Below are 25785 nucleotides of genomic sequence, written 5' to 3' on the forward strand. Positions count from 1 at the left end.
CCCGCCCCTGCAAGCGCCGACACGGCCGTTCTAGGAGACAAGGATAATGGACTTGTCTGCGCGGCTGTGATTGCCTCAGCATACGGGAAACAGTCATTTGCGAGGGAGTGAGAAGCTAGAGTGCAGGGCCTGGCCGTCGTCCTCATCGCCGTCGCCTATGTCACGCTGTTGTTCGCCATTGCGAGCATCGGCGACCGCCGCGCCGCGAACTGGGGCCCGGGCCGGCCGCGGCCGTTCATCTACGCGCTCAGCCTCGCCATCTACTGCACGTCCTGGACCTTCTTCGGCTCGGTCGGTCTGGCATCCGAGCGCGGGCTCGAATTCCTCGCCATCTATATCGGCCCGGTGCTGGTCTTCATGTTCGGCTTCCCGCTGCTCAGCCGCATCATCAAGCTGGCCAAGGCCGAGAAGATCACTTCGATCGCCGACTTCCTCGGCGCCCGCTACGGCAAGAGCTTTTCCGTCGCCTCGATCGCCACCCTGATCGCCACGGTCGGCGCGATCCCATACATCGCCCTCCAGCTCAAGGCGATATCGGGCTCGGTCAGTCTGATGGTCGAGCACTACACCGGCTCGCCGCCATCCTTCGATCCCTTCGTCAGCGACATCTCGCTGATCGTAGCGCTGCTCTTGGCACTGTTTGCCACCCTGTTCGGCACCCGCCATGCCGACGCCACCGAACACCAGAACGGGTTGGTGCTGGCGGTCGCGGTCGAGTCGATCGTCAAGCTCGTCGCCTTCCTCGCCGTCGGCCTGTTCGTCACCTTTGCGCTGTTCGACGGCCCCGGCGACATGCTGAACAGCTTCGGCGCCACCGAACAGGTCGGCGATGCCATGAGCTATGGCACCTCGCTCGGCACCTGGCTGGTGGTCACCTGCATAAGCGGCTTTGCCATCGTGATGCTGCCGAGGCAGTTCTACGTGATGATCGTCGAGAACCGCAGCGAAGACGAGCTGCGTAAGGCGACATGGGTCTTCCCCGCCTATCTCGTGGCGATCAATCTGTTCGTGCTGCCGATAGCCTTTGCCGGTCTGGCCGTGGTCGGCACGGCCACCACTGGTGACCTCTACGTCCTGTCGCTGCCATTGTTCAAAGGCCACGACTTCCTCGCCATGGTCGCCTTCATCGGCGGTCTCTCGGCGGCAACCGCCATGGTCATCGTCGAAAGCGTGGCGCTGTCGATCATGATCTCCAACGATCTCGTCATTCCGATCTTCGTGCGTCGGCTGGTCAAGCTGAAGGCGGGCGACACCGAGGACTGGTCGGCGATCATCCTCAACATCCGCCGCGCCTCGATCTTCATCATCCTGTTCGTCGCCTTCCTTTACTACCGCGAGAGCACCACCAACACGCGCCTCGCCTCGATCGGCCTGATGTCGTTCGCCGCGATCGCGCAGTTCGCGCCTTCCTTCATCGGCGGCCTGATCTGGCGCCGCGCCAATGCAAGGGGTGCAGCGCTTGGCATGGCCGCCGGCATCGCTGTGTGGTGTTACACGCTGCTGTTGCCGACGCTCGCTTCGCCGGATACCGCGATCCTCTCCGAAGGCCTGTTCGGCATCGAGGCGCTCAGGCCGCAGGCGCTGTTCGGCACCTCGGCCGAGCCGCTGAACCATGGCGTGCTGTGGAGCCTGGCTGTAAACACGCTGTTCCTCGTCCTCGGCTCGCTGTCGCGCGCTTCGGTGCCGCTCGAGCGTATCCAGGCCTCGATCTTCGTGCCGCGCGACTCGAGCCCGATGCCGTCGCTGCGCCGCTTCCGCACGGCGATCACCGTCAACGACCTCAAGGACACCATCTCCAGATATCTCGGCGTCGAGCGCACCGAACGTTCTTTCCAGAGTTTTGAGCGCGACAGCGGCAGCAAGCTGAATGGCAACGACCCCGCCGGCATGGACGTTATCCGCTTCTCCGAGCAACTGATGGCAAGTGCCGTCGGCTCCTCGTCGGCGCGGCTGATCCTGTCCCTGCTGTTCAAGCGCGGCGACAACTCGGCCAAGGACACGTTCCGCCTGCTCGATGATGCCACCGAGGCACTGCAGCACAACCGCGACCTTTTGCAGATCGCACTCGACCAGATGGAACAGGGCATCACCGTCTTCGACCAGGATTTCCGCTTGATCTGCTGGAACCGCCAGTACCGCTCGCTGTTCGACCTGCCCGACGAAATGGGCCAGGTCGGCGTCTCGATCGACCGTATCCTTGCCTATCTCGTCACCCGCGGCGACATCCCCCCGACGTCGCGGCTCAGAACGCTCGACAGGCTGACCAGCTTCGGCGGTCCCTGGCAGATCGAACTGACCACCAGCGGCCGGATCATCGAAATGAGTTCCAACCCGATGCCCGACGGCGGCATCGTCGCGACCTATACCGATATCTCCGCGCGCGTCGCCGCCGACCTCGCGCTCAAGCGCGCCAACGAGTCTTTGGAGCAGCGCGTCAAGAGCCGCACCGCCGAGCTTACCCGCGTCAACGAGGAACTCGCCCAGGCGCAGATGCTGGCCGAGGAGGCCAATCTCGGCAAGACGCGCTTCCTCGCGGCTGCCGGACACGACATCCTGCAGCCGCTCAACGCCGCCCGCCTCTACTGCTCGTCGCTGATCGAGAAGGCCGGCAAGGGCAATGCCGGCATCGCTGCGCGCAACATCGAATCCTCGCTCGAATCCGTCGAGACCATCCTCGGCGCCGTGCTCGACATATCGCGCCTCGATGCGGGTGCGATGAAGCCTGCGGAAACCGTTTTTCGCCTCGATGGGCTGTTGCGTCAGATCGGCACCGACTTCCTGCCCATGGCCCGCGCCAAGGATATCGAACTGGTGATCGTGCCGTCGACGCTCACCGTCAACACCGACCGCAACCTGCTGCGCCGGCTGATCCAGAACCTCGTCTCCAACGCCATCAAATACACCCGCACCGGCCGCGTCGTCGTTGGCGTCAGGCGGCGCGGCGAGCTTGCCGAAATCCAGGTCATCGACAGCGGCATCGGCATCGCCTCAGACAAGCTCGGCACCGTGTTCCACGAATTTACCCGCCTCGACGACGGCATTCGCGAAGCCCAGGGCCTCGGGCTCGGCCTGTCGATCGTCGACCGCATCGCGCGCGTGCTGAAGCTCGAAATCCAAATCGAGTCGCACAAGAGCAAGGGGACCCGCTTCTCGGTCATCCTGCCTGTCACCACTGCCGAGGAACTGCCAGCGGCGGCGGCCGCCCGGCCGCGCATCCAGGCCGCGGCCGCGCTGAACGGCCTGACGGTCGTCTGCATCGACAACGACGCCCGCATCCTCGAAGGCATGCGGCTGTTGCTTGAAGGCTGGGGCTGCGAGGTGCGCACCTATTCGGGAACGGCTGCATTCATCGCCGGCGAGCCCGACGGACCGGCGCCGGAAATCATCCTCGCCGACTATCATCTCGACGGCGAAAACGGTCTCGACGTCATTCGCTCGCTGCGCGCGGTCTATGGCGAAGCGACACCTGCCGTGCTGATCACCGCCGACCGTTCCAACGAGGTGCGCGCCGCAGCCGACCAGCTCGATGTCGCCGTGCTCAACAAGCCGCTGAAGCCCGCTGTGCTGCGTTCGATGATGAACCGGATGCGGCGCATGGCCCACGCCGCCGAGTGATCCTGCTTTGCGAGCATGATCTATGCCGAAAACCGGGGTCCGCGTTTCGGGATGCTCACGCCGCCGGGCGCGGCTCGCCGCCGATCTTGGACAACAGGATGACGGCCTGGGTGCGGCTGTCGACGCCGAGCTTCTGCAGGATCGCCGAGACATGCGCCTTGATCGTCGCTTCCGAGACGCCTAGCTCGTAGGCGATCTGCTTGTTGAGCAGGCCCTCCGCCAGCATGCCGAGCACACGCGTCTGCTGCGGCGTCAGCGACTGCAGGCGCTTGATCAGGTCGGAGATTTCGGGATCGCGCTCGACGCCGAGGTCGATGTCGCCGGGGGCCGATATTTCGCCCGACAGCACCGCCTCGATGGCATTGCGGATGTCGTCCATGCTCGCCGACTTGGAGATGAAGCCGGAGGCGCCGAGCTCGAGCGCGCGGCGGATGGTTTCGGGGTCGTCATGGGCCGAGACGATGACGACGGGCACGGTCGCATGGATGCCCCGCAGCGAGATCAGACCGGAGAGCCCCGAGGCGCCGGGCATCGACAGGTCGAGCAGGACGATGTCGATGTCTTCATTCGCCGCCACGATCGCCTTGACGCTCTCGAAGTCGCCGGCCTCGAGCACGCTCGACACGTCGGCCAGCCCTGAGATGGCCTGCTTGAGAGCGCCGCGGAACAGCGGATGGTCGTCCGCGATGACGAACTTGTGGCCTGCTGGCAAATATCCCTCCCGAGGCCCCGACCGTTCTGTGCGCCTTGGACCGTCGGCCGCGATTATGCGGCCCGGTGGCGTCTTTTCAAGCAGCTAAAGTCAAATCGCCCGGTGAGTTGGCCGTTCATGCTCAACTTTCAGGCCGCCAAGGCACAAAATCCGCTCAGGTCTTGTTCGGTGCGGGCGCCGTCTGCGGCGTCTGCTCTTCCTTTTCCATGTCCTTGACGATGCCCATGAAGCTGCGGAAGAAGCGCTCCATGTAGCCCATGCTCTTCTGGAACTCTTCCTCGGTCGGCAGTTTCGATTCCAATTGGGCTGTCAGCGAGTTCTCGAGTTTCACGATGCGTTCGTCGAGCGCCTTCAGTTCGGACTGCACGCGGCCGAGCTCGTCCTGCAAGGCCGATCGCTCGTCGGCGGCCAGCTTGCAGACCATCTGATTGTCGCGTTCCTCGCAGATCGACATCTCGCCGGTCTGGGTGTCCATGCGGACATATCCCTTGTCGGTCTTTTCCATCTGGTAGCGCTGCGCTTCGGCGGCCAGCGCCGGTGCGGCACCGAGGCCGGCGATGAAGGGAATGAGCATCAAAAAGGCGCGGCGCATAGCTGTCTCCATTCGCGGACGGTGCGCATTGTCTGAAAGCAATGGGCCCAAATTGCGGTGGGCAATGAAAGCTGCCCTTTCCCGCATCATGCTTTCAGCCTATAGCGCCCGTATGACGAAGACCATCTACAAGATCTGTCCCGAAGCGATGTGGCGCGAGGCCGAACGCAGCGGCATCTTCACCGGTGCGCCGATCGATCTCGCCGACGGCTTCATCCATTTCTCGACTGCTGAACAGGTGGTGGAAACCGCCGCCAAACACTTCACTGGGCAGGCCAACCTGCTGCTCATCGCCATAGACGCCGAACGCCTCGGTCCGGCGCTGAAATACGAAGTCTCGCGCGGCGGCGCCTTATTCCCGCATCTCTACGCCCAGCTCGAGGCCAGCGCCGCCAAATGGGTTCGCCCCCTGCCGCTCAACGCCGACGGCGCCCACGATTTTCCGGAGCTTGAAGCATGAGCGCATTCGACCGTCTTGGTCGGCATCTGCTGTTCAGCTTCGATGCCGAAACCGCGCATGGCATGTCGATCAAGGCGCTGCGTTGCGGCCTGCCGGTCGGCGGCCGCGCCCCGCGTGATGCCCGCCTGCGGCTCAAGATCGCCGGGCTCGACGTTCCCAATCCGCTCGGCATGGCAGCCGGCTACGACAAGAACGGGGAGGTGCCGGACGCCTTGCTCGGCCTCGGCTTCGGCTTCGCCGAGATCGGCACGGTGACGCCGCTGCCGCAGGCTGGCAATCCCAAGCCGCGCATCTTCCGCCTCGTCGAGGACGATGCCGTCATCAACCGGCTCGGCTTCAACAATGAAGGCCACGACGCCTGCGAAAAGCGCCTCATTGCCCGCGCCGGCCGGCCCGGTATCGTCGGCGTCAACATCGGCGCCAACAAGGACAGCACAAACCGCATCGGTGACTATGTGCTCGGCGTGAAGCGCTTCGCTCGCCATGCCTCTTATCTCACGGTTAACATTTCGTCGCCCAACACGCCCGGCCTGCGCAACATGCAGGCACGCGAACAGCTTGCCGAGTTGCTGGCCAGCGTCATGATCGCCCGCGCCGAAGCTGGACATGCGGTTCCGATATTTCTCAAGATCGCGCCCGACCTGCACGAGGCGGAGCTCGAAGACATCGCGGCCGAAGTGACCGAAAAGGCGATCGACGGCGTCATCGTCTCCAACACCACCATCACGAGGCCTGCGCTGCGCAGCCCGACCCACACCGGCGAGACCGGCGGCCTGTCAGGCAAGCCGGTGTTCGCGCGCTCGACGGCGGTTCTTGCGCGCATGCGCAAGCTGCTTGGCCCGCAGCGCGCCATCATCGGCGTCGGCGGTGTCGATTCGACTGACACGGCACTGGAGAAGATCCGTGCCGGCGCCGACCTCGTCCAGCTCTACACCGGCATGGTCTATGCGGGCCCGTCGCTACCGGCGCGCATCGTGCGCGGCATGTCCGACTTTGCTGCGCGCGAAGGCCTCAAGAGCATCTCCGAGCTGCGTGACAGCAAGCTCGATCAGTGGGCCGCGACACCGCTTTGAAACGTTGCCCGCGCCCTGGGCTTCAGGATCGCCAGCAGGCACAGGCCGCGCACGATCAGCAACAGGTGTAGGGCCGCCCATAGCCCGGCATTGCCGTAGGCTGAGGGCAGCAGCAAAAGTGCCGCGATGAACACCAGCAACGAGATCACCATCATGTTGCGCATGTCGCGCGACCAGGCGGCGCCAATGAAGATGCCGTCCATTTGGAACGCAAGCACGCCGCTCAGCGCAGTGAATGCCGCCCAGGGCAGGAAGGCGATGGCTGCCGATCGCACATCCTCAGCCGTCGAGATCAACGCGATCAGGTCGGCGCCGAAGATCATGAGTGCCGCGGTCATGCTGCCGGCCAGCGCAAAGCCCCAGATCGAGCAGAGATAGACAGCCTTGCGGAAGGCCGGCTCGTAGCGCGCGCCAACGGCACGGCCAGCAAGCTGTTCGGCCGCAGCAGCAAAGCCGTCGAGGAAGAAGCCGGCGGCGATGAAGAAGTTCATCAGCACCGCATTCGCCGCAAGCGTCACCGTGCCGAACTGGGCGCCCTGGCGGGTGAACAGCGCGAACGCTACGAGCAGCGACAGCGAGCGGATCATGATGTCGCGGTTGAGCACGAACAGCCGCTTGAACGCGGCGGCATCGAAGATGCGCGCGCGCGCCAGCCTGGGCTCACGCCCGAAGCGCCGCAGCAGCACCGCCAGGCCGATGACCATGCCGGCAAGCTCGCCGGCAACGGCGGCCCAGGCAACACCTTCGACGCCCCAGCCGAAATGCAGCCCAAGCAGGATGGAGACGACGATGTTGACGCCATTGAGCGTCGCCTGCAGGAACAGCGCGAAGCTACCCTCGCCGCGCCCAAGGATGTAACCGAGGATGGCGTAGTTGATCAGTGCGAAGGGCGCGCCCAGCATGCGGATACGGACATAGTGGTCGAGCGTCTCGTTGACGCGCGGCTCGGCCTGCATGAACCACTGCCCGGCAAGCGAGGTCAGTGGTGCGGTCAGCGCCAGCACGATGCCGGCAATCAGGGCGATCACCACGGCGCGCCAGAACACCGCCTGCTCTTCGGAGGCATCGCCGCGGCCGAAAGCCTGCGCCACCAGCGCCGTCGTGCCGGCACGCAGAAAGTTGAAGCTGGTGAAGACGACATCGAAGGCGACAGCACCAGCTGCCAGGCCGCCGAGCAGGGCGGCATCACCGAATTGCCCGACGACGCCGGTGCCGACAAGGCCGATGAAAGGCGTGGTCAGATAGGCCAGGGTCATTGGCACGGCAATCGCCAGCACCGAGCGGTTGGTGACGGAAAAAGGCGTCACGCGGCCCTCTGGCGATGCGTATTCCAACGAAAGTCCTCCCAGTTGCCGAATCTCCCTAGGGCACATGCCCCGGTTTCCCCAACGCCCGCAACCATTTAAGTTGCGGCAACAATCGATTTCGCCCTCCTGGTTCAGCAACCCTCCATGCCGCTTCAGATCGTCAGCCATCCCGACTACGACGCCGGCTTTGCCGCCGACCACCGCTTCCCGATGGGCAAATACACGGCGCTGATGGCACGGCTCGAAGCCCTCGGCCTGACCAGCGGGCTCAACCGGGCCGAACCGATCGCGCCGCATTATCTCAGGCTTGCGCATGACGCGACCTATGTCGACCAAGTGCTGACCTGCACGGTGCCGCACCATATCGAGCGCGAGATCGGCTTTCCTGTCGGTGAGCGCGTGTCGCGGCGCGCCCAGCTCGCCGCAGGTGGCACGCTGGCTTCGGCACGGCTGGCACTCAGCCATGGCATCGCCTGCAACGCCGCCGGCGGCAGTCACCATGCCCGCCGCGCCCAGGGCGCCGGCTTCTGCACCTTCAACGACGTCGCCGTCGCCGCACTGGCGCTGCTCGAAGATGGGCAGGTCGAGAACATCCTGGTTGTCGATCTCGATGTGCATCAAGGCGACGGCACCGCCGAGATCCTTGCCAGAACTCCTACGGTGTTCACTTTCTCGATGCATGCCGAAAAGAACTACCCGGTGCGCAAGGTCGCCTCGAGCCTCGACATCGGCTTGCCCGACAAGACCGGCGACGATGCCTATCTGGATGCTCTCACCGATGCCCTTGCCGGCCTGTCACGACACGGCAGATGGGACATCGTCTTCTACAATGCCGGCGTCGATCCGCATCGCGAGGATCGGCTTGGCCGTCTAGCGCTGAGCGACGAGGGGCTGCGCCGGCGCGAGCGTCTCGTCATTGGGCACTTTCGCGGACGTGGCGTGCCATTGTGCGGGGTGATCGGCGGCGGCTATTCGACCGATGTCGCAGCCCTTGCCGCTCGCCACGCCATCCTATTCGAAACGGCGGCCGCCTTTGCCTGAGCGCGATCCCGAAACGCATCAATCGCGTTTCGGAAAAGACCATGCCAGACGGGGCGGCAGCTATTTGCGGTAGCTGAACAGCCTCAGAATGATGAAGGCCGGCACGACGATCGCGGCACCCAGCAGGAAGTAGCCGAGGAAGCGATCGACGGCGCGGAAGCCCATGCGCCAGATGTCGACGAAGAAATCGCGAATGCCATACAGCACGTCGAAGGGCGACCAGCCGAAGGCTGACATGACGATGCCGACGAGGAAGGAGATGACCAGCAGCTTGATGAACACCCTGAGCGGGGTGTCTCCGAGAAAGCGCGTCAATCCGGACAAGTTCGATCTCCTGCGATTCGAGCCATCAGGCATATCGTGATTGCGCCACGCGCTTCAAGGTGCTGACGCCGATGCCACCCGCGCTGCACAACCTGCGATTCATGTGATCGGCAGAAATTTCACGCAGGACGATACATCCGCGTTGACCTTTTGGAAAACATTCTCGGGCGATTAGCAACTTCTGATGGATCGTCGGGAGTTGAGCGCGCGGTGGGAATGGAAAAGAACTCGCAAGCCAAACGCGGTCTCAACAGCTACCTCATCGCCTTGGCGTTGGCCTGCCTGCTTCCCGTGGTCGCAGTATCGGCTGTTGCGGTCTGGTCTGCCGGAAGCGCCTACAGGGATGCGGCAGTCGCGCGCTTGAACGACACCGCTCGCACGCTGGCCAATGCCATCGAAGGAGAGCTAAGCAGCCGCTTCGCCAACATGTCGGTGCTGGCGCAACATCGTGAGATTCCCGATCCCGAACCGCTCCCTGAGCCGGAACTGTGGGTGCTCGGCGCCGACAACAATGTGGCGCTGATCGCCAACGATCGCGTCCCGGCCTTGCGCGCCAAGTCGAACGCGGCGGCGGATGCCGCAGTGCTTGCCATGAGCACGCAGGCGAACGTTGTCTCGAATGTGCTTACCACAGGCAACGAGCCGCGCCTCGTGCTGGCTGTGCCCGCCCCTCCGGGCAAGCGCGGGACCGCCGCCTACGTCATGTCGACGTCACCTCAAGACCTGATCCAGACCTTGCAGCGCGGCAAGCGCGCGCCGACCGACATATTGGTGGCCGTCACCGACGGCAACGGGCGCATTCTCGCACGTTCGCGTGACGCCAGCCGGTTCATTGGCCAAGTCGCTCCGGACTGGCCCAAACTGGAGGCGCTTGGAACCAATGCCGGACTTTTTGCGGCAAAGACCATTGAAGGCCTGCCGATCATCCTGTCTTTCCAGAAGCTGGCTGGCACACCGGGCTGGGTGATCATCGTCGGTGAATCGACGACCGTATTCGACGCGCGCTGGCGCGACCCGATGTTCAATCTGATGTTGGGTGCAGGCATGAGCCTGCTGCTTGCCGTCTGCGTGGCGATGTGGCTCGGCAAACGCATCCTGCAGCCTGTGCAGGAGCTGGCCCGCTACAGCAATGCCATCGCCGATGGACAGGAGACGGAGGCGGCCTCGGTTGCCACATCCTCAATCCAGGAATTCGAGATCCTGCGTCAGAGCTTTGCCAGGGCCGAAAATGCCCTGCGCAGCGAAAAGCGCCGCTATCGCACCATCGCCGAAACGGGTGCCATTGTGCTGTGGCGTCGCGACGGGGATGGCAGCGCTGGCCTCGCGACCGGCTGGGAGCAACTCACCGGCCGGCCGGAAAGCGAGGTCGAGGGCCAGGAGTGGACCAACGCCATCCATCCCGACGATCGCCCGATTACCTCCGCCGCCTGGGCCGAGGCGCTCAAGCAAAACACGCCGCTCGATGTCGAGTTCCGTCTCAAGGTCAGTGACGGACGCTGGCTCTGGGTTCGCTCGCAAGGTGCCCCGGTGTTCGACACAGACGGGCGCATCATCGAATGGGTCGGGCTGCTAGAGGACATCGACGAACGCAAGCGCGCGCAGGCCGACATCGCCTATCTGGCGCATCACGACACGCTGACCGGGCTCGGCAATCGCATCCTGTTTCGCCAGCAGCTCGAACTGGCGGTCGGCAATGTCCGGGATGGCCGCGCCCGCGCCCTGCTCTGCCTCGACCTCGACCTGTTCAAACAGGTCAACGACACGCTCGGCCACCCTGTCGGCGACGCCTTGCTCTGCGCGGTCGCCGACCGGCTGCGCGGCTGCGTCGACGCGGCGGATTGCCTCGTGCGCCTCGGCGGTGACGAGTTCGCCGTCATCCAGAATGACGGCCGACAGCCGGATGCTTCGGTATCCCTCGGCTGCCGCATCGTCGAGGCGCTCTGCGCACCCTACGACATCGCCGGCCACCAGCTGTCCATCGGCGCCAGCGTCGGTGTCACCTTGATCGGCAACGACAGCAGTGACATCGGTACCTACTTCAAGCGCGCCGACGCCGCCCTCTACCGCGCCAAGCAGGACGGTCGCGGCCGCGTCTGCTTTTTCGATCAGGTCGAGTTGCTCGCCGATATGGTCGAACTGGCCAAGGGCGGTTCGGTGCAGGCAAAGGACGTCGCCGAGCGCAGCAACGGGCGCGCCTAGGCCGTCGCCAGTCGCGCTCAGGAAGCAGCAGCCACCACGCCACCGTCCTTGATGTGCGGTTGAGCGTCCATCAGTTCCTGGAAATAGGCAACCGTGCGCTGAAGGCCCTGCTCCAGCGGCGTGGCGGGTCGCCAGCCGAGAGTACCGGCCAAGGTGATGTCGGGCCGCCGTTGCTTCGGATCATCCTCGGGCAACGGCAAGAACTCGAGCCGCGACCTGCTGCCCGTCTCGGCCAGAACCGCGCGGGCGAGCTCGATCATCGAAAACTCCTCCGGGTTGCCCATATTGACCGGTCCGGTGAAATCGCCTGGAGAGGCCATCAGCCTGATCAGGCCGTCGACGAGGTCGTCGACATAACAGAACGACCGCGTCTGCGTGCCGCCGCCGAAGATCGAGATGCTGTCGCCGCGCAACGCCTGCATGATGAAGTTGGAGACGACGCGCCCGTCATCGGGCTGCATCCTCGGGCCATAGGTGTTGAAGATGCGGGCGACCTTGATCTCCAGATGGTGCTGTCGCCGGTAGTCGAAGAACAGCGTTTCGGCGCAGCGCTTGCCCTCGTCGTAGCACGAGCGCGGGCCGATCGGATTGACGTTGCCCCAGTAGCTCTCGTCCTGCGGGTGGACGGCTGGGTCACCATAGACTTCCGATGTCGAGGCCTGGAGGATTCTGGCGCCTAGACGCTTGGCGAGGCCAAGCATGTTGATGGCGCCGAGCACGCTGGTCTTGGTGGTCTGCACCGGATCGCGCTGGTAATGGATGGGCGACGCCGGACAGGCCAGGTTGTAGATCTCGTCGACTTCGACAAAAAGCGGCTGGCAGACGTCGTGCTCGATCAATTCGAAACGGGAATGTTCGGCAAGGTGTGCGACATTGGCGCGCGCACCGGTGTAGAAATTGTCGACGCACACAACATGCGCCCCTGCTTCCAGCAGCCGCTCGCAGAGATGCGAGCCAAGAAAACCCGCCCCGCCTGTTACCAGTACACGCTTCTCCGGATGCATGTCGGCCTCTGCTTTCGCTATGGACATTGCCTGGCGGGCAGGCTCATGCAATGTCACTCATGTTTCTACAATCTGAGCATTTCCAGGCCAATAGGCGCGTTTGAATGAACTACTTCGACGGCAGCGCTTTCAGCAGGGACTGGACATCCCACCACATCCCGATCTGGGAAAAGTTGCTGCGCGAGCGCGCGCAGGAGCCGCTGCGGGTTCTGGAAATTGGCTCCTTCGAGGGCCGCTCGGCGCTGTTTTTCCTGAAGTTCCTGCCCAATTGCCATTTGACCTGCATCGACACATTCGAGGGCAGCGTCGAGCACAGGACACCCGGCTCGCGCCATCACACAGATATGAGCGAAGTCGAGGCACGCTTCGATGCCAACACGAGGCTCTTTTCCGACCGGCTCGAAAAGCTGAAGGCCTTCTCGATCGAGGCGCTGTCGGAACTGCAGCGCGAGTCGCGCCGCTTCGACGTCGTCTATGTCGACGGCGACCACCATGCCGCCTCGGCCTTCACCGACGCCCAGCAGAGCTGGGACCTGCTTGCCTCGGGCGGCATCATGATCCTGGACGACTATCTGTGGCAGCCGGCCAAGCCGGCCGCCGAGCGCCCCAAGTCCGGCATCGACGCCTTTCTCCAGGCAAGAGCAGGAGAGTACGAGGTCCTGCACAACGACTACCAGGTGATCGTCCGCAAGACCTGGAGCCCGTCCCGCGATGCCGCTTCAGGTTTCACCATCGGCGGGCGGAGCATCGACGAGGCCTCCGGCGGGTCGATCAAGCCGCCCCTGGTCAGCTTCGTCGTCATCGCCTGGAACTATGGCCGCTACGTCGGTGCGACGATCGACTCGATCAAGGCGCAGGACTACCCGAATTTTGAGTGCCTGGTCATCGACAATGGCTCGACCGACGACAGCGTCGAGGTCATCGCCAGGCATGTCGGCAATGACAGCCGCTTCCGTATCGAAACGCTGCCGGAAAATCTCGGCCAGCTTGGCGCGGCATTCTGGTCGCTCGACAAGATCAAGGGCGGCTTCGTCAGCTTCGTCGATGCCGACGATGTGCTGCTGTCGACCTACGCGTCGATGCATGTCCAGGCTCACCTGGCGCTGCGGCAAAGCGTTGCCTTCACCTCGTCCAGCGTCGCGGAAACGGACGCGCTGGGAAACATCCTGGCTGCCGCCGGCGGCGGCGCCGTCGACAGCCAGAGCCAGACGCGAAACTTGCATGCCGAAGCGTCCGTCTTCCGGCTGCCGACCGTCTCACAGCAGCACTTCCAGCAACTGTCGGCGCGGACCGTTCTCGTGCCGAGGTGGGCGAGCGGCTGGCAATGGAGTCCCGGTACGGCAAACATGTACCGGGCATCGCACCTGCGGCTGGTCCGGCGCGGCGGCGAAGCCAGATACATGCGGGCGGCGGATGGCTACTTCAACTTCATGTGCCATGGCTTTGGCGGCAGCGCACTTATCGATGTCGTTCTGTCAGGCTACAGGCTGCATGGGGAAAACGCCTTCTCGAACCATGAAAGCTCGCCCTGGCTTCGGTCCGGGACGCCGGAATACTACCGGCTCGCCGAGGAAGCGACGCTGACCGATATCGATTTTCTCCTGGCCAATGCAGGCAGATATGCCTGGATGCTCGACGGCGGCTACTGGTCGGTGCTGGATCTCATCACCCGCGAAACACCCAAGCGACTGCGCAGGTTCTACGGCGACCGCAAGGTGTTCGCGGTTTTCCTGGCAAATGCACCAACACTGGCGGCCGAGTTTCGCTCGCGTGTCTTTTGCCGTGAAATCCTTGCCCGCTTTTCCGGCAGCCAGGCGCGCAAAATCCTGCGCGCCGGGCACGGCGGCAGGCTCAAGCAGCGCGCCTATGGCGAGATTGCCCTCTCCGAGCTGCGCAAAGCGCTGTCGATCCTGCGGAAGCGCAAATAACGTCGCCCGACGACGCAGCCGAATTGCGTCGGTACTGGTACAACACGTTTCCCGATTGCCTGCCCGCAAGGCGAATGCTAACCAAGTGCCCGCGCGGGTATGATGTAATGGTAGCCTGTCAGCTTCCCAAGCTGAACGCGCGGGTTCGATTCCCGCTACCCGCTCCAATTTTTACAGCAAGATCTTTCGTCCTGCCCGCAACCCACCCGAAACGGGTGCTTTCACATGTGTCTTGCGACGCCTGCTCCGGATACGAAAAGGCCGGACGCAAGCGCCCGGCCTTCGGTGTTCAGGTATTAGCGATCAATCCGCGCCATAAATATCGAAATCAAAATACTTCGCGTTGATCTTGGCGTAGGTGCCGTCCTTGTAGATGGCGTCGATGGCAGCGTTAAGCTTGTCGCGCAAGGCGGTGTCCTCGAGGCGGACGGCGATGCCGGTCTCGGATTCGGTGCCCTTTAGATCGCCGATCATCTTGCAGCAATCCTGACCGGTGGTCTTCATCCAATCGACGAGCACGAACTTGTCGGCGACGACGGCGTCGAGGCGGCCATTGGTCAGGTCGGCCACGGCCTCGTCCTGCGTCGGATAGAGCTTCACGTCGGCGCCGGCCTTGGCATAGTGGTCCTCGGCATAGATGCTCTGCGTCGTCGACGCCTGGGCGCCGACCGACTTGCCCTTCAGCGCGTCGGGCTCCGGCGAAGTGAGTTCGGAAGTCTTGAGCGCGATGAGCGCCAACGGCGTCGTGTAGTACTTGTTGGTGAAGGCGACCTGCTTCTTGCGTTCCTCGGTGATGGTCATAGAGGCGACGATGGCGTCGAACTTCTTGCCCTGCAACGCCGGAATGATGCCGTCCCAATCCTGGGCGACGATCTCGCATTCGACCTTCATCTGGGCGCACAGCGCGTTGGCGATGTCGACATCGAAGCCGACCAGCTTGCCGTCGGCGCTCAGATTGTTGAAGGGCGGATAGGCCCCCTCGGTAGCGATCTTGAGCTTTGTTGCGTCCTGCGCCCAGGCACCGCCCGCCGCAGACAACAGCGCTGCAAGCGAAGCAGCGCAAGCGAACTTCCACGAAATCTGCATGGTCCTCTCCATTTGCCGGGCGCCCTTATGTTGAGCGTCCCTGCCCGCAGCCAAGCACAGCAGCTTGAAATGGACAAGCAGACTAAGGTTGGCACGCCCTGACCTTAGGTCAGTCCATGCGGAAATGCTTGGAAAGCTTCAGGCCCTGGGCCTGGTAGTTGGAGCCGAGGTCGGTGCCATAGAGCGCCTTCGGGCGCGCCAGCATGTGCTCGTAGACGAGGCGGCCGACGACCTGACCGTGTTCCAGGATGAAGGGCACCTCATGGCTACGCACTTCGAGCACGGCACGGCTGCCGGTGCCGCCGGCGCTGGAATGGCCGAAGCCTGGATCGAAGAAGCCGGCATAATGGACGCGGAATTCGCCGACCAGCGGGTCGAAGGGCGTCATCTCTGCGGCATAGAGCGGCGGCACATGCACCGCCTCGCGCGACACCAGGATGTAGAACTCGTCCGGGTCGAGCACCAATTCCTCGGCGCCGTGATTGTAGATCGGCTCCCAGAAGTCGACGACCTTCTGGGCGGCGCGCTTGTCGACGTCGACGAGGCCGGTATGGTGCTTGCCACGATAACCGACGATGCTGCCGGGCGCACCGGCGAGGTCGATCGACAGCGCGATGCCGCCCCCTGAAATGTTTGGCGGATCGATCGCCACCAGCCGGTCGGACAGATGCAGCGCGTTGAGCTCAGTTTCCGACAACAGCGCGTTTCCCTTGCGGAAGCGGATCTGGGACAGTCGCGAGCCCTTGCGAACGACGATCGGGAAGGTGCGCGGGCTGACCTCGAGATAGAGCGGGCCGGTGTAGCCGGCGGGAATCTTGTCGAACTCCTGGCCACGGTCGGTCATGACACGGGTGAAGATGTCGAGGCGGCCGGTCGAGCTCTTCGGGTTGGCCGAGGCCGATATTTCGGCAGGCAAAGCAAGACTCTCCAGCAGCGGCACGATGTAGACGCAGCCCGTCTCCAGCACCGCGCCATTGCTCAGGTCGATCTCATGCAGCTTGAGCCGGTCGAGCTTGGCCGACACCAGCGAATTGGGGCCAGGCAGGAAGGATGCGCGCACGCGATATGCGATGGCGCCAAGGCGCAGGTCGAGGCTCGCCGGCTGGATCTGGTCGGCATCGAGCGGCGATGCCTTGAGCGCGCCCGACGCAAACAACGCCGCGATGTCCTGGTCTGGAAGAATGCCCGACTGCCGCAATTGCCTCACTCCTCTACAGCGCCACCAGCCCAAAAAGCGAGCCGGGGCCGCTGGATCCCGACCGTTTCCGGGCTCATGTGCGTGGCCCAAGACGTTTAGTCGTCCTCGCAATTGACGCAAGCAGGCTGCGGGTCTAAAGGACATTTATCCCGTGGTGATTTGGCCGGTCGGCTTGCAGCCACGTTAAACAAGTCGCTAAAGGGCCGCGTTGTGGACCGGTTGCGACTTATCGCGGCCGGTTTTTTTGTATTTGGATTTGGCTATGAGCTCCGAAAAGCAGCGTAACTGGAAACCCCAGACCACCCTCGTCCATGGCGGCAGCCTTCGCTCCGGCTTCGGCGAGACCTCGGAATCGATCTTCCTGACCCAGGGCTATGTCTATGAAAGCGCCGAAAGCGCCGAGGCCCGCTTCAAGGGCGAGACCCCCGGCTTCATCTATTCGCGCTACGCCAATCCCACCGTCGACATGTTCGAAAAGCGCATGTGTGCGCTCGAAGGCGCGGAGGACGCACGTGCCACCGCCTCCGGCATGGCGGCCGTCACCGCCGCCATCCTGTGCGGCCTGAAGGCCGGCGACCACATCGTTGCTGCCCGTGCCCTGTTCGGCTCGTGCCGCTGGGTCGTCGAGACGCTGGCGCCTAAGTATGGCATCGAGGCGACGCTGGTCGACGGCACGCTGATCGAGAACTGGGAAAAGGCGGTCCAACCCAACACCAAGCTGTTCTTCCTGGAAAGCCCGACCAACCCGACGCTCGAAGTCGTCGACATCGCGGCGGTCGCGACCCTTGCCAATTCGATCGGCGCACGCCTCGTCGTCGACAATGTCTTCGCCACGCCGATGCAGCAGAAGCCGCTCGAGCTCGGCGCCCATGTCGTCGTCTATTCTGCCACCAAGCACATCGACGGCCAGGGCCGCTGCCTCGGCGGCGTCATCCTGTCGGACAAGAAGTGGATCGACGAGAACCTGCACGACTACTTCCGCCACACCGGCCCGAGCCTGTCGCCGTTCAACGCCTGGACGCTGCTCAAGGGCTTGGAGACACTGCCGCTGCGCGTGCGCCAGCAGACCGAGACCGCCGGAAAGATCGCCGACTTCCTCGCCGAGCAGCCTGAAGTGTCGCGCCTGATCTATCCGGGCCGCGCCGACCACCCGCAGGCCGACATCGTCAAGCGCCAGATGTCGGGCGGCTCAACGCTGATCTGCTTCGACGTCAAGGGCGGCAAGAAAGCCGCTTTCGCCTTCGAGAACGCGCTGCGGATCGTGCTGATCTCGAACAATCTCGGCGACGCCAAGAGCCTGATCACCCATCCGGCGACGACGACGCACAAGAACCTCACCGACGAGGCCCGTGCTGAGCTCGGCATCGACGACGGCACGCTGCGTCTGTCGGTCGGCCTCGAAGACGCCGACGACCTGCTCAACGACATCGGCGACGCGCTGAAGGCGGCGCGCTAAACGCACCAAAAGGGGATGGCGCTCCGCAAGCCGGACGCCATCCGTCTCTGTCGATCCCGTCTTACGGTGGCTTCGTTCCGTAGACATCATAGACAGCGGGTGCCGCCGATGCGTCGGCGAGGTGAAATCGACCACACAGTCATCACAATCGGCGTGATTTTGTCTAAGAGCAGTTGACCCGCCGCCTCGTGCGGCGGACTCTATGAATGTGCAGGCCAAGGAGCGCAGCATATGTATCGCGCAATCACCCGCAACATCGCGGTCGAGGTCGAGCCCTTCTATCTGGTGGACCAGTCGGAGCCATCGGAAAACCGCTACGTCTGGGGTTACCGCGTTACCATCGAGAACAATTCCGACGAATTCGTCCAGTTGCTGTCGCGCTACTGGCACATCACCGATGCGAGCGGCAAGGTCGAAGAAGTGCGCGGCCCGGGCGTGGTCGGCGACCAGCCCGAGCTCAATCCCGGCGACAGCTATCAATATGCGTCCGGCTGCCCGCTCTCGACGCCGTCAGGCATCATGGTCGGGCGCTACACCATGCGCAACGAGGCGGGCGAGATGTTCGACATCGCCATCCCGGCCTTCTCGCTCGACTTGCCCGATGCTCGCCACAGGCTGAACTGACGCATCATTGCGCCCGATTTCACTGTACCGGTGCGAATTCTGCCGGGTCGAATTCGTAGGACTTGGAGCAGAACTCGCAGGCGACGCGGATGACGCCGTCTTCGACGCTGTCAGTGATTTCCTCGGCCGTGAAGCCCTGCAGGATGCCCTTGATCTTCTGGCCCGAACACGAGCATTCGTCAACGACGCGAACGCCGTCATAGACGACCACGCCATGCTCGTGGAACAGGCGGTAGAGCAGCCTTTCGGTGCCGACCGTCGGGTCGATCAGTTCGGTCGGCTCGATGGTTCCGACCAGCGCCAGAAGCTCCTGCCAGGAGTTGTCGTCCGGGTGGACTGCGATGTCGCGCTCGTCGCCGTCGCCGCCATGGATGTCGGCCACGCGCCGGCGCTCGGGCGAGTCGGGCAGGAACTGCGCCAACAGGCCGCCGGCACGCCAATGCTCGCGCGGACCGCCTTCGGCCGGCAGCACGAGCTTTGCCACCGACAGCTTGACCTCGGTGGGTATCTGTTCCGACTGGCGGAAATAGGCGCGCGCCGCCTCTTCCAGCGTGATGCCATTGAGCTCGACGATGCCCTGGTAGCGTTGGGTATGCTCGCCCTGATCGATGGTCAGCGCCAACACGCCGCTCCCGAGCAGATCCTCGGGCGCGGTCATGCCGGCCTCTATCGCCGCATCGACGCGGTCGGCGTCGAAGCGTGCATAGGCGCGCAGCGAATGCGGCGTGGTGAAGTCGGCGACCAGCATGTCGACCGGCCCGTCAGTGCGGGTCTGGAAGATGAACTTGCCTTCGAATTTCAGCGACGTGCCGAGCAGCACCGTGACCACACAGGCCTCAGCCAGGAGCCTGGCCACCGGCTCGGGATAGTCGTGCCGTCCGAGAATCTGGTCGAGCAGCGGGCCGAGCTGGACGGTGCGGCCACGCACGTCGAGCGGCTCGACCTGGAATGGAACGACATGGTCGTCGCCGGCGAACCCGAATTCGCCGAGCTTGCGTTCGGTGTCAGTCACTGGAACTTATCCCATCTATAGAGTTCCGCGCCCGGTCGGTCCGCCGACGGTCGCAGAACATGGCTTTGATGATAATTGAATGATCCCGCCCCAGATAGGGTCGCGGGATCACGCATTCAAGCGCCCAGGCACCAGGCGAGCACGGCCTTCTGCGCGTGCAGCCGGTTTTCCGCCTCGTCGAAGACCACCGAGTTCGGGCCGTCGATGACCTCGTCGGTCACTTCCTCACCGCGATGCGCCGGCAGGCAGTGCATGAACAGGGCGTCGGGCTTGGCATGCTTCATCAGGTCGGAATTGACCTGATAAGGCAGGAACACGTTATGGCCGCGGGCGCGATGCTCCTGGCCCATCGACACCCAGCAGTCGGTGACGATGGTGTCGACACCGCGAACCGCGTCTTCGGGTGAGCGCGTGATCATGACCTTGCCGCCATTGGCGCGGGCCCAGTCGATGTACTTCTGCTCCGGCTCGCTGCCTTCGGGCACGGCGATGTTGACGTTGAAGCTGAAGCGCGCCGAAGCCTCGAGCAACGAGTGCAGCACGTTGTTGCCGTCACCGGTCCAGGCAAAGGTCTTGCCGCGCACCGGGCCGCGATGCTCCTCGAAGGTAAGGATATCGGCCATCAGCTGGCACGGATGGGTGTCGTCGGTCAGGCCGTTGATGACGGGAACGGTCGCATTCTCGGTCAGCTCGAGCAGTCGGTCATGCGCCGTGGTGCGGATCATGATCGCGTCGACATAGCGCGACAGCACCTTGGCGGTGTCGGCGATCGATTCCGAGCGGCCGAGCTGCATCTCGGTGCCGGTCAGCATGATGGTTTGGCCGCCAAGCTGGCGCATGCCGACATCGAACGAGATGCGCGTGCGGGTCGACGGCTTGTCGAAGATCATCGCCAGCACCTTGCCCTCCAGCGGCTTCGATCGCTCGCCGGCTTTCAGGCGCGCCTTGCGCTTGGCTGCGTCGTCGAGAATCCCGCGAAGGTCGCTCCCGGAAAGTGCCGAGAGGTCGGTGAAATGGCGAATCCCGCTGGTCATGAAACTTCCTTGGGTTCAGCCGCCGCTGGCGGCGGCCTTGGAAAGGCTGGCAGCTCCGGCGCGAACCCGCGCGAGCGCCTCTTGGATGTCCGCGTCGCTGGTCGTCAGCGGCGGCAGCAGGCGGATGACATTATCACCTGCGGGCACCGCAAGCAGCTTGTGATCACGCAGCGCCATGTTCACCTTGGTGTTGGGCATGGTGCATTTGAGACCGAGCATCAGGCCGGAACCACGGATACCCTCGATCACGTCGGGGAACTCGTCGGCGACGGCGGCGAGGCCCTGCTTGATCAGCAGTGCCTTGCGGCTGACCTCATCGAGGAAGCCTTCCTCGAGCACGACGTCGAGCACGGCATTGCCGACGGCCATGGCAAGCGGATTGCCGCCAAAGGTGGTGCCATGCACGCCGGCAGTCATCGCGCTTGCTGCCTCTTCGGTGGCCAGGCAGGCACCCATCGGGAAACCGCCGCCGATGCCCTTGGCGATCGCCATCAGGTCCGGATTGACGCCGGCCCATTCATGGGCAAACAGCTTGCCGGTCCGGCCGATGCCGCACTGGACTTCGTCGAAAATCAAGAGCAGGCCGTGCTTGTCGCAAAGCTGGCGCAGGCGCTTCAGGGATGCGGTCGGGAACGGACGGATGCCGCCCTCGCCCTGCACCGGCTCGAGCATGATCGCCGCGGTCTCCGGTCCGATCAGCTTCTCCGCCGCATCGATGTCGTCAAAAGCGACCTGGTCGAAGCCTTCGACCTTCGGACCGAAGCCCTCAAGATATTTGGCCTGGCCGCCGGCGGCAATTGTCGCCAGGGTGCGGCCATGGAAGGCGCCTTCGAAGGTGATGACGCGGTAACGCTCGGGATGCCCCTTCACATACTGGTAGCGGCGCGCAGTCTTGATCGCGCACTCCAGCGCTTCCGCACCCGAATTGGTGAAGAAGACACGGTCGGCGAAGGAGTTTTCGGCCAGGCGTTCTCCAAGCCGGCTCTGGCCGGGGATCTGGTACAGGTTGGAGACGTGCCAGAGCTTGGCAGCCTGCTCGGTCAGTGCCTGGACGAGATGCGGATGGCTGTGGCCCAACGAATTCACCGCGATGCCACCAGCAAAATCGAGATATCGCTCGCCGGTTTCGGTGATCAGCCAGGAACCCTCACCTCGCTCGAAAGCCAGAGGTGCACGAGCAAACGTCTCGAAAAGCGCCGAACCGCTCATTATATGTCTCTCCGAAGCCCGGAAAATCAAAAAGCCGCCTCAGAGCGGCGGCCTGCGGCTATATCAGGTTTTTCTGCCATGAAGTCAACGAAAACGTCGCTTATGCCAGCGCATTCCACGCCACCCGTTGCCGCGTAGCCACGTTATCTCGGCAAGTTGGGGAAAACCGTAAAAACCGAATCGTGCTGCCCTCTCGGACTCTTGTCACGGAGTCAGCGCATCGGTAATTGTAATTGAGAAATAACTAGATTTCGTGCGGCGGACATAATCACCGAATAGATGTGGTGTCCAACCGGCTTTGCCCGGACGGAAAAGGATTCCGAGTACTGCGCGTTAAATCAGGAGCACTGTCTCATGAATTGGACTGACGAGCGGGTCGAACTACTCAGGAAATTGTGGTCGGAAGGTCTGAGCGCGAGCCAGATCGCGGCGCAATTGGGCGGCGTCAGCCGCAATGCCGTCATCGGCAAGGTTCACCGCCTGAAATTGTCGAGCCGCGGCCGCGCGACGGCTGCCCCGGCGCGTCAGAAGAAGACGACGCAGGCAACGACCGCGACCAAGACTGTGCAGCGCACAGTCACGGCGACGCGCACCGTGACCGCCAGCATCGGCGCAACCGCGCTGCAGGCGCAGTTCGAGGTCGAGCCGGTTGCCCGCCAGTACATCCGCCCGGTCGAGAATGTCGTCGTGCCGATCTCGCGCCGCCTGCAGCTGGTTCAGCTCAGCGAGCGCACGTGCAAGTGGCCGAACGGCGATCCGCTGAGCGAAGACTTCAGTTTCTGCGGCAACGAAGCCGGTGAGAGTGGGCCCTATTGCGGCTACCACTCGAAGATCGCCTTCCAGCCGGCCTCGGAGCGCCGCCGCTCGCGCTGAGCGAATAGCAAACAGTACAATTGAGAAAGGCCTCGGATCGCCAAGCGTTCCGGGGCCTTTTCTTATCCGCTACTCACCATTTGCTGCTCTCACAGCCACCCGTTCTTCCTGAAGCGCCAGTACAGGATCGAGCAGATCGTCGCGATCGTGACCAGCACGGTGGGATAGCCGTACTCGAAATGCAGCTCGGGCATCTCGGCGAAATTCATGCCGTAGATGCCGGCAAGCGCCGTCGGCACGGCCAGGATGGCCGCCCAGGAAGCGAGCTTCTTGGCGATCGCCGTTTCCTGGCTTTGGCCGACAAGCAGGCTCGCCTCGAAGGCGAAGGCCAGCACCTCGCGCAGATTGTCGACCTTTTCCAGCACGGTGCGGATATGGTCGGTGACGTCGCGAAACAGCGGATGCATCGCCGGTCGCAACTGCGGCAGGTCGGCGCTGGTCAGGCGGCGACAGACCTCGACCAGTGGGCCGGCGGCATTGCGCAGGCGCAACAGGTCACGCCGCAGCATGTAGAGCCGCTCGATGTCCTTCGACGTCATCGGCCGCGCCAGAACGCCATCCTCGATGAGGTCGACCTCTTCCTCGATCTGCTCGAGCACCGGCATATAGTTGTCGACGATGAAATCGAGGATCGCGTAGAGAATGAAGTCCTCGCCTTTTGCCAGCGCGCTCGGGCAGCTTTCCCAATGCTGGCGGACAGCGGCATAGGAGGTCGAGACGCCGTGGCGGACGCTGACGATGTAGCCCTTGCCGACGAACATGTGTGTCTCGCCGAAATTCACCCGGCCCTGCACCAACTGCGCTGTGCGTGCGACGATGAACAAGGCATCACCATATTGCTCGATCTTGGGACGCTGGTGCGGATGCTCGGCGTCCTCGATGGCAAGGTCGTGCAGATTGAACTGGCGCTGCACCCTGAGCAGCAGCTCGCGGTCCGGCTCAAGCAGGCCAATCCAGACGACGTGGCCTTCCTTGGCCGCCCAGAGGCCGGCTTCTTCGATCGGGATGTCGGCAATGCGACGGCCGCCGAAATAGACGCTGGAGGCGACGACACCGCCTTCCAGCTCGGGGTCCTTGTCGAACTTCCTGGCCAGTTCGGTCATGCTGCACCCCTGCGGGGATCAGCCCCGCCGATCGGAGACTATTCTAGACCTTCACCACCCGGCGCAGAAGAGCCTGCGTCCATCGTGGCTCAGCCGGACTTTCCCTCGCCTTCCAGTGTCACGCGATGGCTCTTGTCTTCCTTGGGACGCTCGGGCGGCATCTGCTCTCCGGTGACGATGTAATAGATCGTCTCGGCAATGTTGGTGGCGTGGTCGCCGATGCGCTCGATGTTCTTGGCGACGAACAGCAGGTGCGTGCACGGGGTGATGTTGCGCGGATCTTCCATCATGTAGGTCAAAAGCTCGCGGAACAGCGAGGTGTACATGGCGTCGATCTGCTCGTCGCGGTCGCGCACGAAGCCGATACGCTCGACCGAACGCGAGGCGTAGACGTCGAGCACTTCCTTGAGCTGGGTCAGCGCGAGTTCCGCCAACGCCTCCAGGCCGCGGAACAGGCTGTTGGGTTGCCGGCCCTCGGCCACCGCCAGCACACGCTTGGCGATGTTCTTGCCAAGGTCGCCAACGCGTTCGAGATCGGCGGAAATGCGGATCGCGCCGACGATCTCGCGCAGGTCGGTTGCCATCGGCTGGCGCCTGGCGATGATCAGGATCGCCTTGTCGTCGATCTCGCGCTGGGCCTCGTCGAGCACGATGTCGTCCTGGATCACCCTCTGGCCAAGTGCCGGGTCGGCATTGACCAGAGCGGCAATCGCCTGATCGACCATACGCTCAGCCTGGCCGCCCATCGCGGCGATCTTCCGCGCCAGGAATTTCAGCTCGTCGTCGTAGGCACTGACAATGTGTTGTGACTGCATGGCCGAATTTTCTTTCGTCGGTTCCCGTTGGGGAATCGTGATCCTGAATCTAGCGCTTTACGCTAGCCGCATGACGGAAAAAAGAAACCGGGGAAGGATTTAGCGCCGGCGCGACGAAATCTGCCAGGTCTGCAGATCGGAAAGATCGCTTTGCCGGCTTCGGCGCAATCATCGCGTGTGATTGGCCAACCGGTAACTGTAGATGCCACCCACGAGCAGCGGCACCAGGAACGCCGCCAGCAGTGCGGCGATCAGCCAGGTCGGATGCTGCACCAGCAGCGCGCAAACCACCAGCACGATGCCGCCGGCAACGAACAGCGTGCCGGTCAGCCGCTGCGTCGCGCGCCAGAGCACGGGATCATTCATGATCCACGGCAAGCGCACGCCGGCGATGGCATTGGGCTGGGTTTTGGGCATGACGTTGCCCACAAGGATCAGCATGACGCCAAGCGACAGCGTGATGACGCGCACCATCTGGTCGGGGTAGCCGAGGCCGATCAGCACGATCGAGCCCTGGATCGCCAGCAGCAGCCCGGTCATGAGGGGTATGACGGTCGCAAAGGCATGTTTGCTCGACGCCATCTGCTCCGGTCCCGCCCGGTTTCCGATGAAGGCCAGCAGCACCGACAGCATGACAACCCCCACGGGCGTCAGCAGCAATGCCGTGTCGCGCGGCCAGAATGCATCTGCCTCGCCGCTCGGCCCCCAATGGATCGGCAACATCGTGCCCGCCGGCACCAGCAGGTAACCGGCAAGCGTGACGGCAGCGAGGGCTGCCGCAAGCGCCAGATTGATGCGTGAAAACAGGGCCTGCTTCATGGTTCCGGGTCCTTCAGGCTGAGGAGCCCTGTTAGGGCCTCCTCGAGGATCGACGTGTTGAGGTGATAGATCAGGCTCGTGCCGCGCCGTTCGACAGCGACCAGCTCGGCCTCCTTGAGCTTGTTGAAATGCACCGACAGCGTCGGTTTGGTCAGATCGAAATGCCCTGCCAATTCGCCGGCACTGAGCGGCCCGTTCTTGAGCAGCGCCAGGATCCGCCGCCGGACCGGGTGTGAAAGCGCCTCAAAAACCGCATTGATGCCCATCTGGCCGCCGTTGATTGTGTCTGCGATGTTATTTA

The 25785-nt window shown here is 63.5% G+C and carries 23 protein-coding genes, 1 tRNA gene and 1 riboswitch; of the genes, 10 read left to right on the plus strand and 14 right to left on the minus strand.

Translation table 11 applies throughout. The features are described 5' to 3' along the window. The first annotated feature begins 120 nt into the window (after positions 1–120). Positions 121–3615 carry a PAS domain-containing hybrid sensor histidine kinase/response regulator gene (locus SLT36_RS26895; RefSeq protein WP_432285036.1) on the plus strand — a complete coding sequence of 1165 codons (3495 nt, stop codon included), beginning with the start codon at positions 121–123 and terminating at the stop codon, positions 3613–3615. A gap of 55 nt (positions 3616–3670) precedes the next feature. Here the strand turns inward: SLT36_RS26895 and SLT36_RS26900 are convergent, their stop codons facing one another. Both SLT36_RS26900 and SLT36_RS26905 read right to left on the minus strand, forming a co-directional pair. Then, positions 3671–4327 (minus strand): response regulator transcription factor, encoded by a 657-nt coding sequence (locus SLT36_RS26900; protein WP_432285037.1) that lies wholly within the window; start codon positions 4325–4327, stop codon positions 3671–3673. Positions 4328–4481: 154 nt separating this feature from the next. Further along, positions 4482–4919 (minus strand): hypothetical protein, encoded by a 438-nt coding sequence (locus SLT36_RS26905; RefSeq protein ID WP_432285038.1) that lies wholly within the window; start codon positions 4917–4919, stop codon positions 4482–4484. 112 nt (positions 4920–5031) lie between these two features. Here SLT36_RS26905 and SLT36_RS26910 point away from each other — a divergent pair, with 112 nt between their 5' ends. Beyond that, on the plus strand, positions 5032–5379 hold the full coding sequence (locus SLT36_RS26910) for a DUF952 domain-containing protein (protein ID WP_432288509.1): 348 nt from the start codon (positions 5032–5034) through the stop codon (positions 5377–5379). Next, positions 5376–6452 carry a quinone-dependent dihydroorotate dehydrogenase gene (locus SLT36_RS26915; protein WP_432285039.1) on the plus strand — a complete coding sequence of 359 codons (1077 nt, stop codon included), beginning with the start codon at positions 5376–5378 and terminating at the stop codon, positions 6450–6452. The genes SLT36_RS26910 and SLT36_RS26915 overlap by 4 nt, the downstream gene beginning before the upstream one ends. On the opposite strand, the gene SLT36_RS26920 is transcribed toward SLT36_RS26915, so the two are convergent. Then, positions 6428–7825, minus strand: coding sequence for an MATE family efflux transporter (locus tag SLT36_RS26920; protein ID WP_432285040.1), 1398 nt, complete (start codon positions 7823–7825; stop codon positions 6428–6430). The genes SLT36_RS26915 and SLT36_RS26920 overlap by 25 nt on opposite strands. A 78-nt stretch (positions 7826–7903) precedes the next feature. Between SLT36_RS26920 and SLT36_RS26925 the strand changes: the two genes are divergently transcribed. Continuing rightward, positions 7904–8800 (plus strand): histone deacetylase family protein, encoded by an 897-nt coding sequence (locus SLT36_RS26925; RefSeq protein ID WP_432285041.1) that lies wholly within the window; start codon positions 7904–7906, stop codon positions 8798–8800. A 60-nt stretch (positions 8801–8860) separates the two neighbouring features. Here the strand turns inward: SLT36_RS26925 and SLT36_RS26930 are convergent, their stop codons facing one another. Next, positions 8861–9157, minus strand: a complete 297-nt coding sequence (locus SLT36_RS26930; protein WP_432285042.1) for a DUF6460 domain-containing protein — start codon at positions 9155–9157, stop codon at positions 8861–8863. Positions 9158–9484: 327 nt separating this feature from the next. Between SLT36_RS26930 and SLT36_RS26935 the strand changes: the two genes are divergently transcribed. Beyond that, positions 9485–11323, plus strand: coding sequence for a diguanylate cyclase domain-containing protein (locus tag SLT36_RS26935; protein ID WP_432285043.1), 1839 nt, complete (start codon positions 9485–9487; stop codon positions 11321–11323). Between the two features lie 17 nt (positions 11324–11340). Here SLT36_RS26935 and SLT36_RS26940 read toward each other — a convergent pair whose 3' ends face one another. After that, the gene (locus SLT36_RS26940; RefSeq protein ID WP_432288510.1) at positions 11341–12327 is read right to left on the minus strand and encodes a UDP-glucuronic acid decarboxylase family protein; all 987 of its coding nucleotides are present in this window, start codon (positions 12325–12327) and stop codon (positions 11341–11343) included. A gap of 104 nt (positions 12328–12431) precedes the next feature. On the opposite strand from SLT36_RS26940, the gene SLT36_RS26945 reads away from it, so the two are divergent. After that, the gene (locus tag SLT36_RS26945) at positions 12432–14255 is read left to right on the plus strand and encodes a glycosyltransferase (protein ID WP_432285044.1); all 1824 of its coding nucleotides are present in this window, start codon (positions 12432–12434) and stop codon (positions 14253–14255) included. 93 nt (positions 14256–14348) lie between these two features. Continuing rightward, a tRNA-Gly gene (locus tag SLT36_RS26950) sits at positions 14349–14422 on the plus strand. A 136-nt stretch (positions 14423–14558) separates the two neighbouring features. Here the strand turns inward: SLT36_RS26950 and SLT36_RS26955 are convergent. Both SLT36_RS26955 and SLT36_RS26960 read right to left on the minus strand, forming a co-directional pair. Beyond that, complete coding sequence (locus SLT36_RS26955; RefSeq protein WP_432285045.1) at positions 14559–15341, minus strand: ABC transporter substrate-binding protein; 783 nt, start codon at positions 15339–15341, stop codon at positions 14559–14561. Between the two features lie 109 nt (positions 15342–15450). Further along, positions 15451–16539, minus strand: a complete 1089-nt coding sequence (locus SLT36_RS26960) for a 2'-deoxycytidine 5'-triphosphate deaminase (protein ID WP_432285046.1) — start codon at positions 16537–16539, stop codon at positions 15451–15453. A gap of 141 nt (positions 16540–16680) precedes the next feature. Next, a riboswitch (SAM riboswitch) is annotated at positions 16681–16758 on the plus strand. Positions 16759–16801: 43 nt separating this feature from the next. Between SLT36_RS26960 and SLT36_RS26965 the strand changes: the two genes are divergently transcribed. Further along, positions 16802–17995 (plus strand): O-succinylhomoserine sulfhydrylase, encoded by a 1194-nt coding sequence (locus tag SLT36_RS26965; protein WP_067965413.1) that lies wholly within the window; start codon positions 16802–16804, stop codon positions 17993–17995. 231 nt (positions 17996–18226) lie between these two features. Next, positions 18227–18619, plus strand: a complete 393-nt coding sequence (gene apaG / locus SLT36_RS26970) for a Co2+/Mg2+ efflux protein ApaG (protein ID WP_115733334.1) — start codon at positions 18227–18229, stop codon at positions 18617–18619. A gap of 19 nt (positions 18620–18638) precedes the next feature. Here the strand turns inward: apaG and SLT36_RS26975 are convergent, their stop codons facing one another. From SLT36_RS26975 to SLT36_RS26985, 3 genes are all read right to left on the minus strand, one after another. Continuing rightward, entirely contained in the window at positions 18639–19631 is a 993-nt protein-coding gene (locus SLT36_RS26975; RefSeq protein WP_182576004.1) for an Hsp33 family molecular chaperone, read from the minus strand. Between the two features lie 116 nt (positions 19632–19747). Continuing rightward, positions 19748–20665 carry an ornithine carbamoyltransferase gene (argF, locus tag SLT36_RS26980; protein WP_432285047.1) on the minus strand — a complete coding sequence of 306 codons (918 nt, stop codon included), beginning with the start codon at positions 20663–20665 and terminating at the stop codon, positions 19748–19750. 15 nt (positions 20666–20680) lie between these two features. Then, entirely contained in the window at positions 20681–21874 is a 1194-nt protein-coding gene (locus SLT36_RS26985; RefSeq protein WP_067965417.1) for an aspartate aminotransferase family protein, read from the minus strand. A 354-nt stretch (positions 21875–22228) separates the two neighbouring features. Here SLT36_RS26985 and SLT36_RS26990 point away from each other — a divergent pair, with 354 nt between their 5' ends. Continuing rightward, positions 22229–22747, plus strand: a complete 519-nt coding sequence (locus SLT36_RS26990; protein WP_067965418.1) for a GcrA family cell cycle regulator — start codon at positions 22229–22231, stop codon at positions 22745–22747. A gap of 89 nt (positions 22748–22836) precedes the next feature. Here the strand turns inward: SLT36_RS26990 and SLT36_RS26995 are convergent, their stop codons facing one another. The 4 genes from SLT36_RS26995 to SLT36_RS27010 form a co-directional block, all read right to left on the minus strand. Continuing rightward, complete coding sequence (locus SLT36_RS26995) at positions 22837–23850, minus strand: magnesium and cobalt transport protein CorA (RefSeq protein ID WP_432285048.1); 1014 nt, start codon at positions 23848–23850, stop codon at positions 22837–22839. 89 nt (positions 23851–23939) lie between these two features. Then, a complete protein-coding gene (gene phoU, locus SLT36_RS27000; protein WP_067965420.1) occupies positions 23940–24665 on the minus strand; it encodes a phosphate signaling complex protein PhoU in 726 nt (241 codons plus the stop codon). A gap of 168 nt (positions 24666–24833) precedes the next feature. Further along, on the minus strand, positions 24834–25484 hold the full coding sequence (locus SLT36_RS27005; RefSeq protein WP_432285049.1) for an SdpI family protein: 651 nt from the start codon (positions 25482–25484) through the stop codon (positions 24834–24836). After that, positions 25481–25750, minus strand: coding sequence for an autorepressor SdpR family transcription factor (locus SLT36_RS27010; protein WP_432285050.1), 270 nt, complete (start codon positions 25748–25750; stop codon positions 25481–25483). The genes SLT36_RS27005 and SLT36_RS27010 overlap by 4 nt, the downstream gene beginning before the upstream one ends. Positions 25751–25785 lie beyond the last annotated feature (35 nt).

Source organism: Aminobacter sp. BA135 (assembly GCF_050859125.1).
GTDB lineage: Bacteria > Pseudomonadota > Alphaproteobacteria > Rhizobiales > Rhizobiaceae > Aminobacter > Aminobacter ciceronei.

Bases quoted from the DNA above. Each gene is read 5' to 3' on its own strand.
- SLT36_RS27005 (WP_432285049.1), bottom strand. From the start codon at position 25,484: ATGAAGCAGGCCCTGTTTTCACGCATCAATCTGGCGCTTGCGGCAGCC.
- SLT36_RS26910 (WP_432288509.1), top strand. From the start codon at position 5,032: ATGACGAAGACCATCTACAAGATCTGTCCCGAAGCGATGTGGCGCGAG.
- SLT36_RS26990 (WP_067965418.1), top strand. From the start codon at position 22,229: ATGAATTGGACTGACGAGCGGGTCGAACTACTCAGGAAATTGTGGTCG.
- SLT36_RS26905 (WP_432285038.1), bottom strand. From the start codon at position 4,919: ATGCGCCGCGCCTTTTTGATGCTCATTCCCTTCATCGCCGGCCTCGGT.
- apaG (WP_115733334.1), top strand. From the start codon at position 18,227: ATGTATCGCGCAATCACCCGCAACATCGCGGTCGAGGTCGAGCCCTTC.
- SLT36_RS26940 (WP_432288510.1), bottom strand. From the start codon at position 12,327: ATGCATCCGGAGAAGCGTGTACTGGTAACAGGCGGGGCGGGTTTTCTT.
- SLT36_RS26995 (WP_432285048.1), bottom strand. From the start codon at position 23,850: ATGACCGAACTGGCCAGGAAGTTCGACAAGGACCCCGAGCTGGAAGGC.
- SLT36_RS26930 (WP_432285042.1), bottom strand. From the start codon at position 9,157: ATGCCTGATGGCTCGAATCGCAGGAGATCGAACTTGTCCGGATTGACG.
- SLT36_RS26965 (WP_067965413.1), top strand. From the start codon at position 16,802: ATGAGCTCCGAAAAGCAGCGTAACTGGAAACCCCAGACCACCCTCGTC.
- SLT36_RS26985 (WP_067965417.1), bottom strand. From the start codon at position 21,874: ATGAGCGGTTCGGCGCTTTTCGAGACGTTTGCTCGTGCACCTCTGGCT.
- phoU (WP_067965420.1), bottom strand. From the start codon at position 24,665: ATGCAGTCACAACACATTGTCAGTGCCTACGACGACGAGCTGAAATTC.
- SLT36_RS26955 (WP_432285045.1), bottom strand. From the start codon at position 15,341: ATGCAGATTTCGTGGAAGTTCGCTTGCGCTGCTTCGCTTGCAGCGCTG.
- SLT36_RS26945 (WP_432285044.1), top strand. From the start codon at position 12,432: ATGAACTACTTCGACGGCAGCGCTTTCAGCAGGGACTGGACATCCCAC.
- SLT36_RS26925 (WP_432285041.1), top strand. From the start codon at position 7,904: ATGCCGCTTCAGATCGTCAGCCATCCCGACTACGACGCCGGCTTTGCC.
- SLT36_RS26915 (WP_432285039.1), top strand. From the start codon at position 5,376: ATGAGCGCATTCGACCGTCTTGGTCGGCATCTGCTGTTCAGCTTCGAT.
- SLT36_RS27010 (WP_432285050.1), bottom strand. From the start codon at position 25,750: ATGGGCATCAATGCGGTTTTTGAGGCGCTTTCACACCCGGTCCGGCGG.
- SLT36_RS26920 (WP_432285040.1), bottom strand. From the start codon at position 7,825: ATGTGCCCTAGGGAGATTCGGCAACTGGGAGGACTTTCGTTGGAATAC.
- argF (WP_432285047.1), bottom strand. From the start codon at position 20,665: ATGACCAGCGGGATTCGCCATTTCACCGACCTCTCGGCACTTTCCGGG.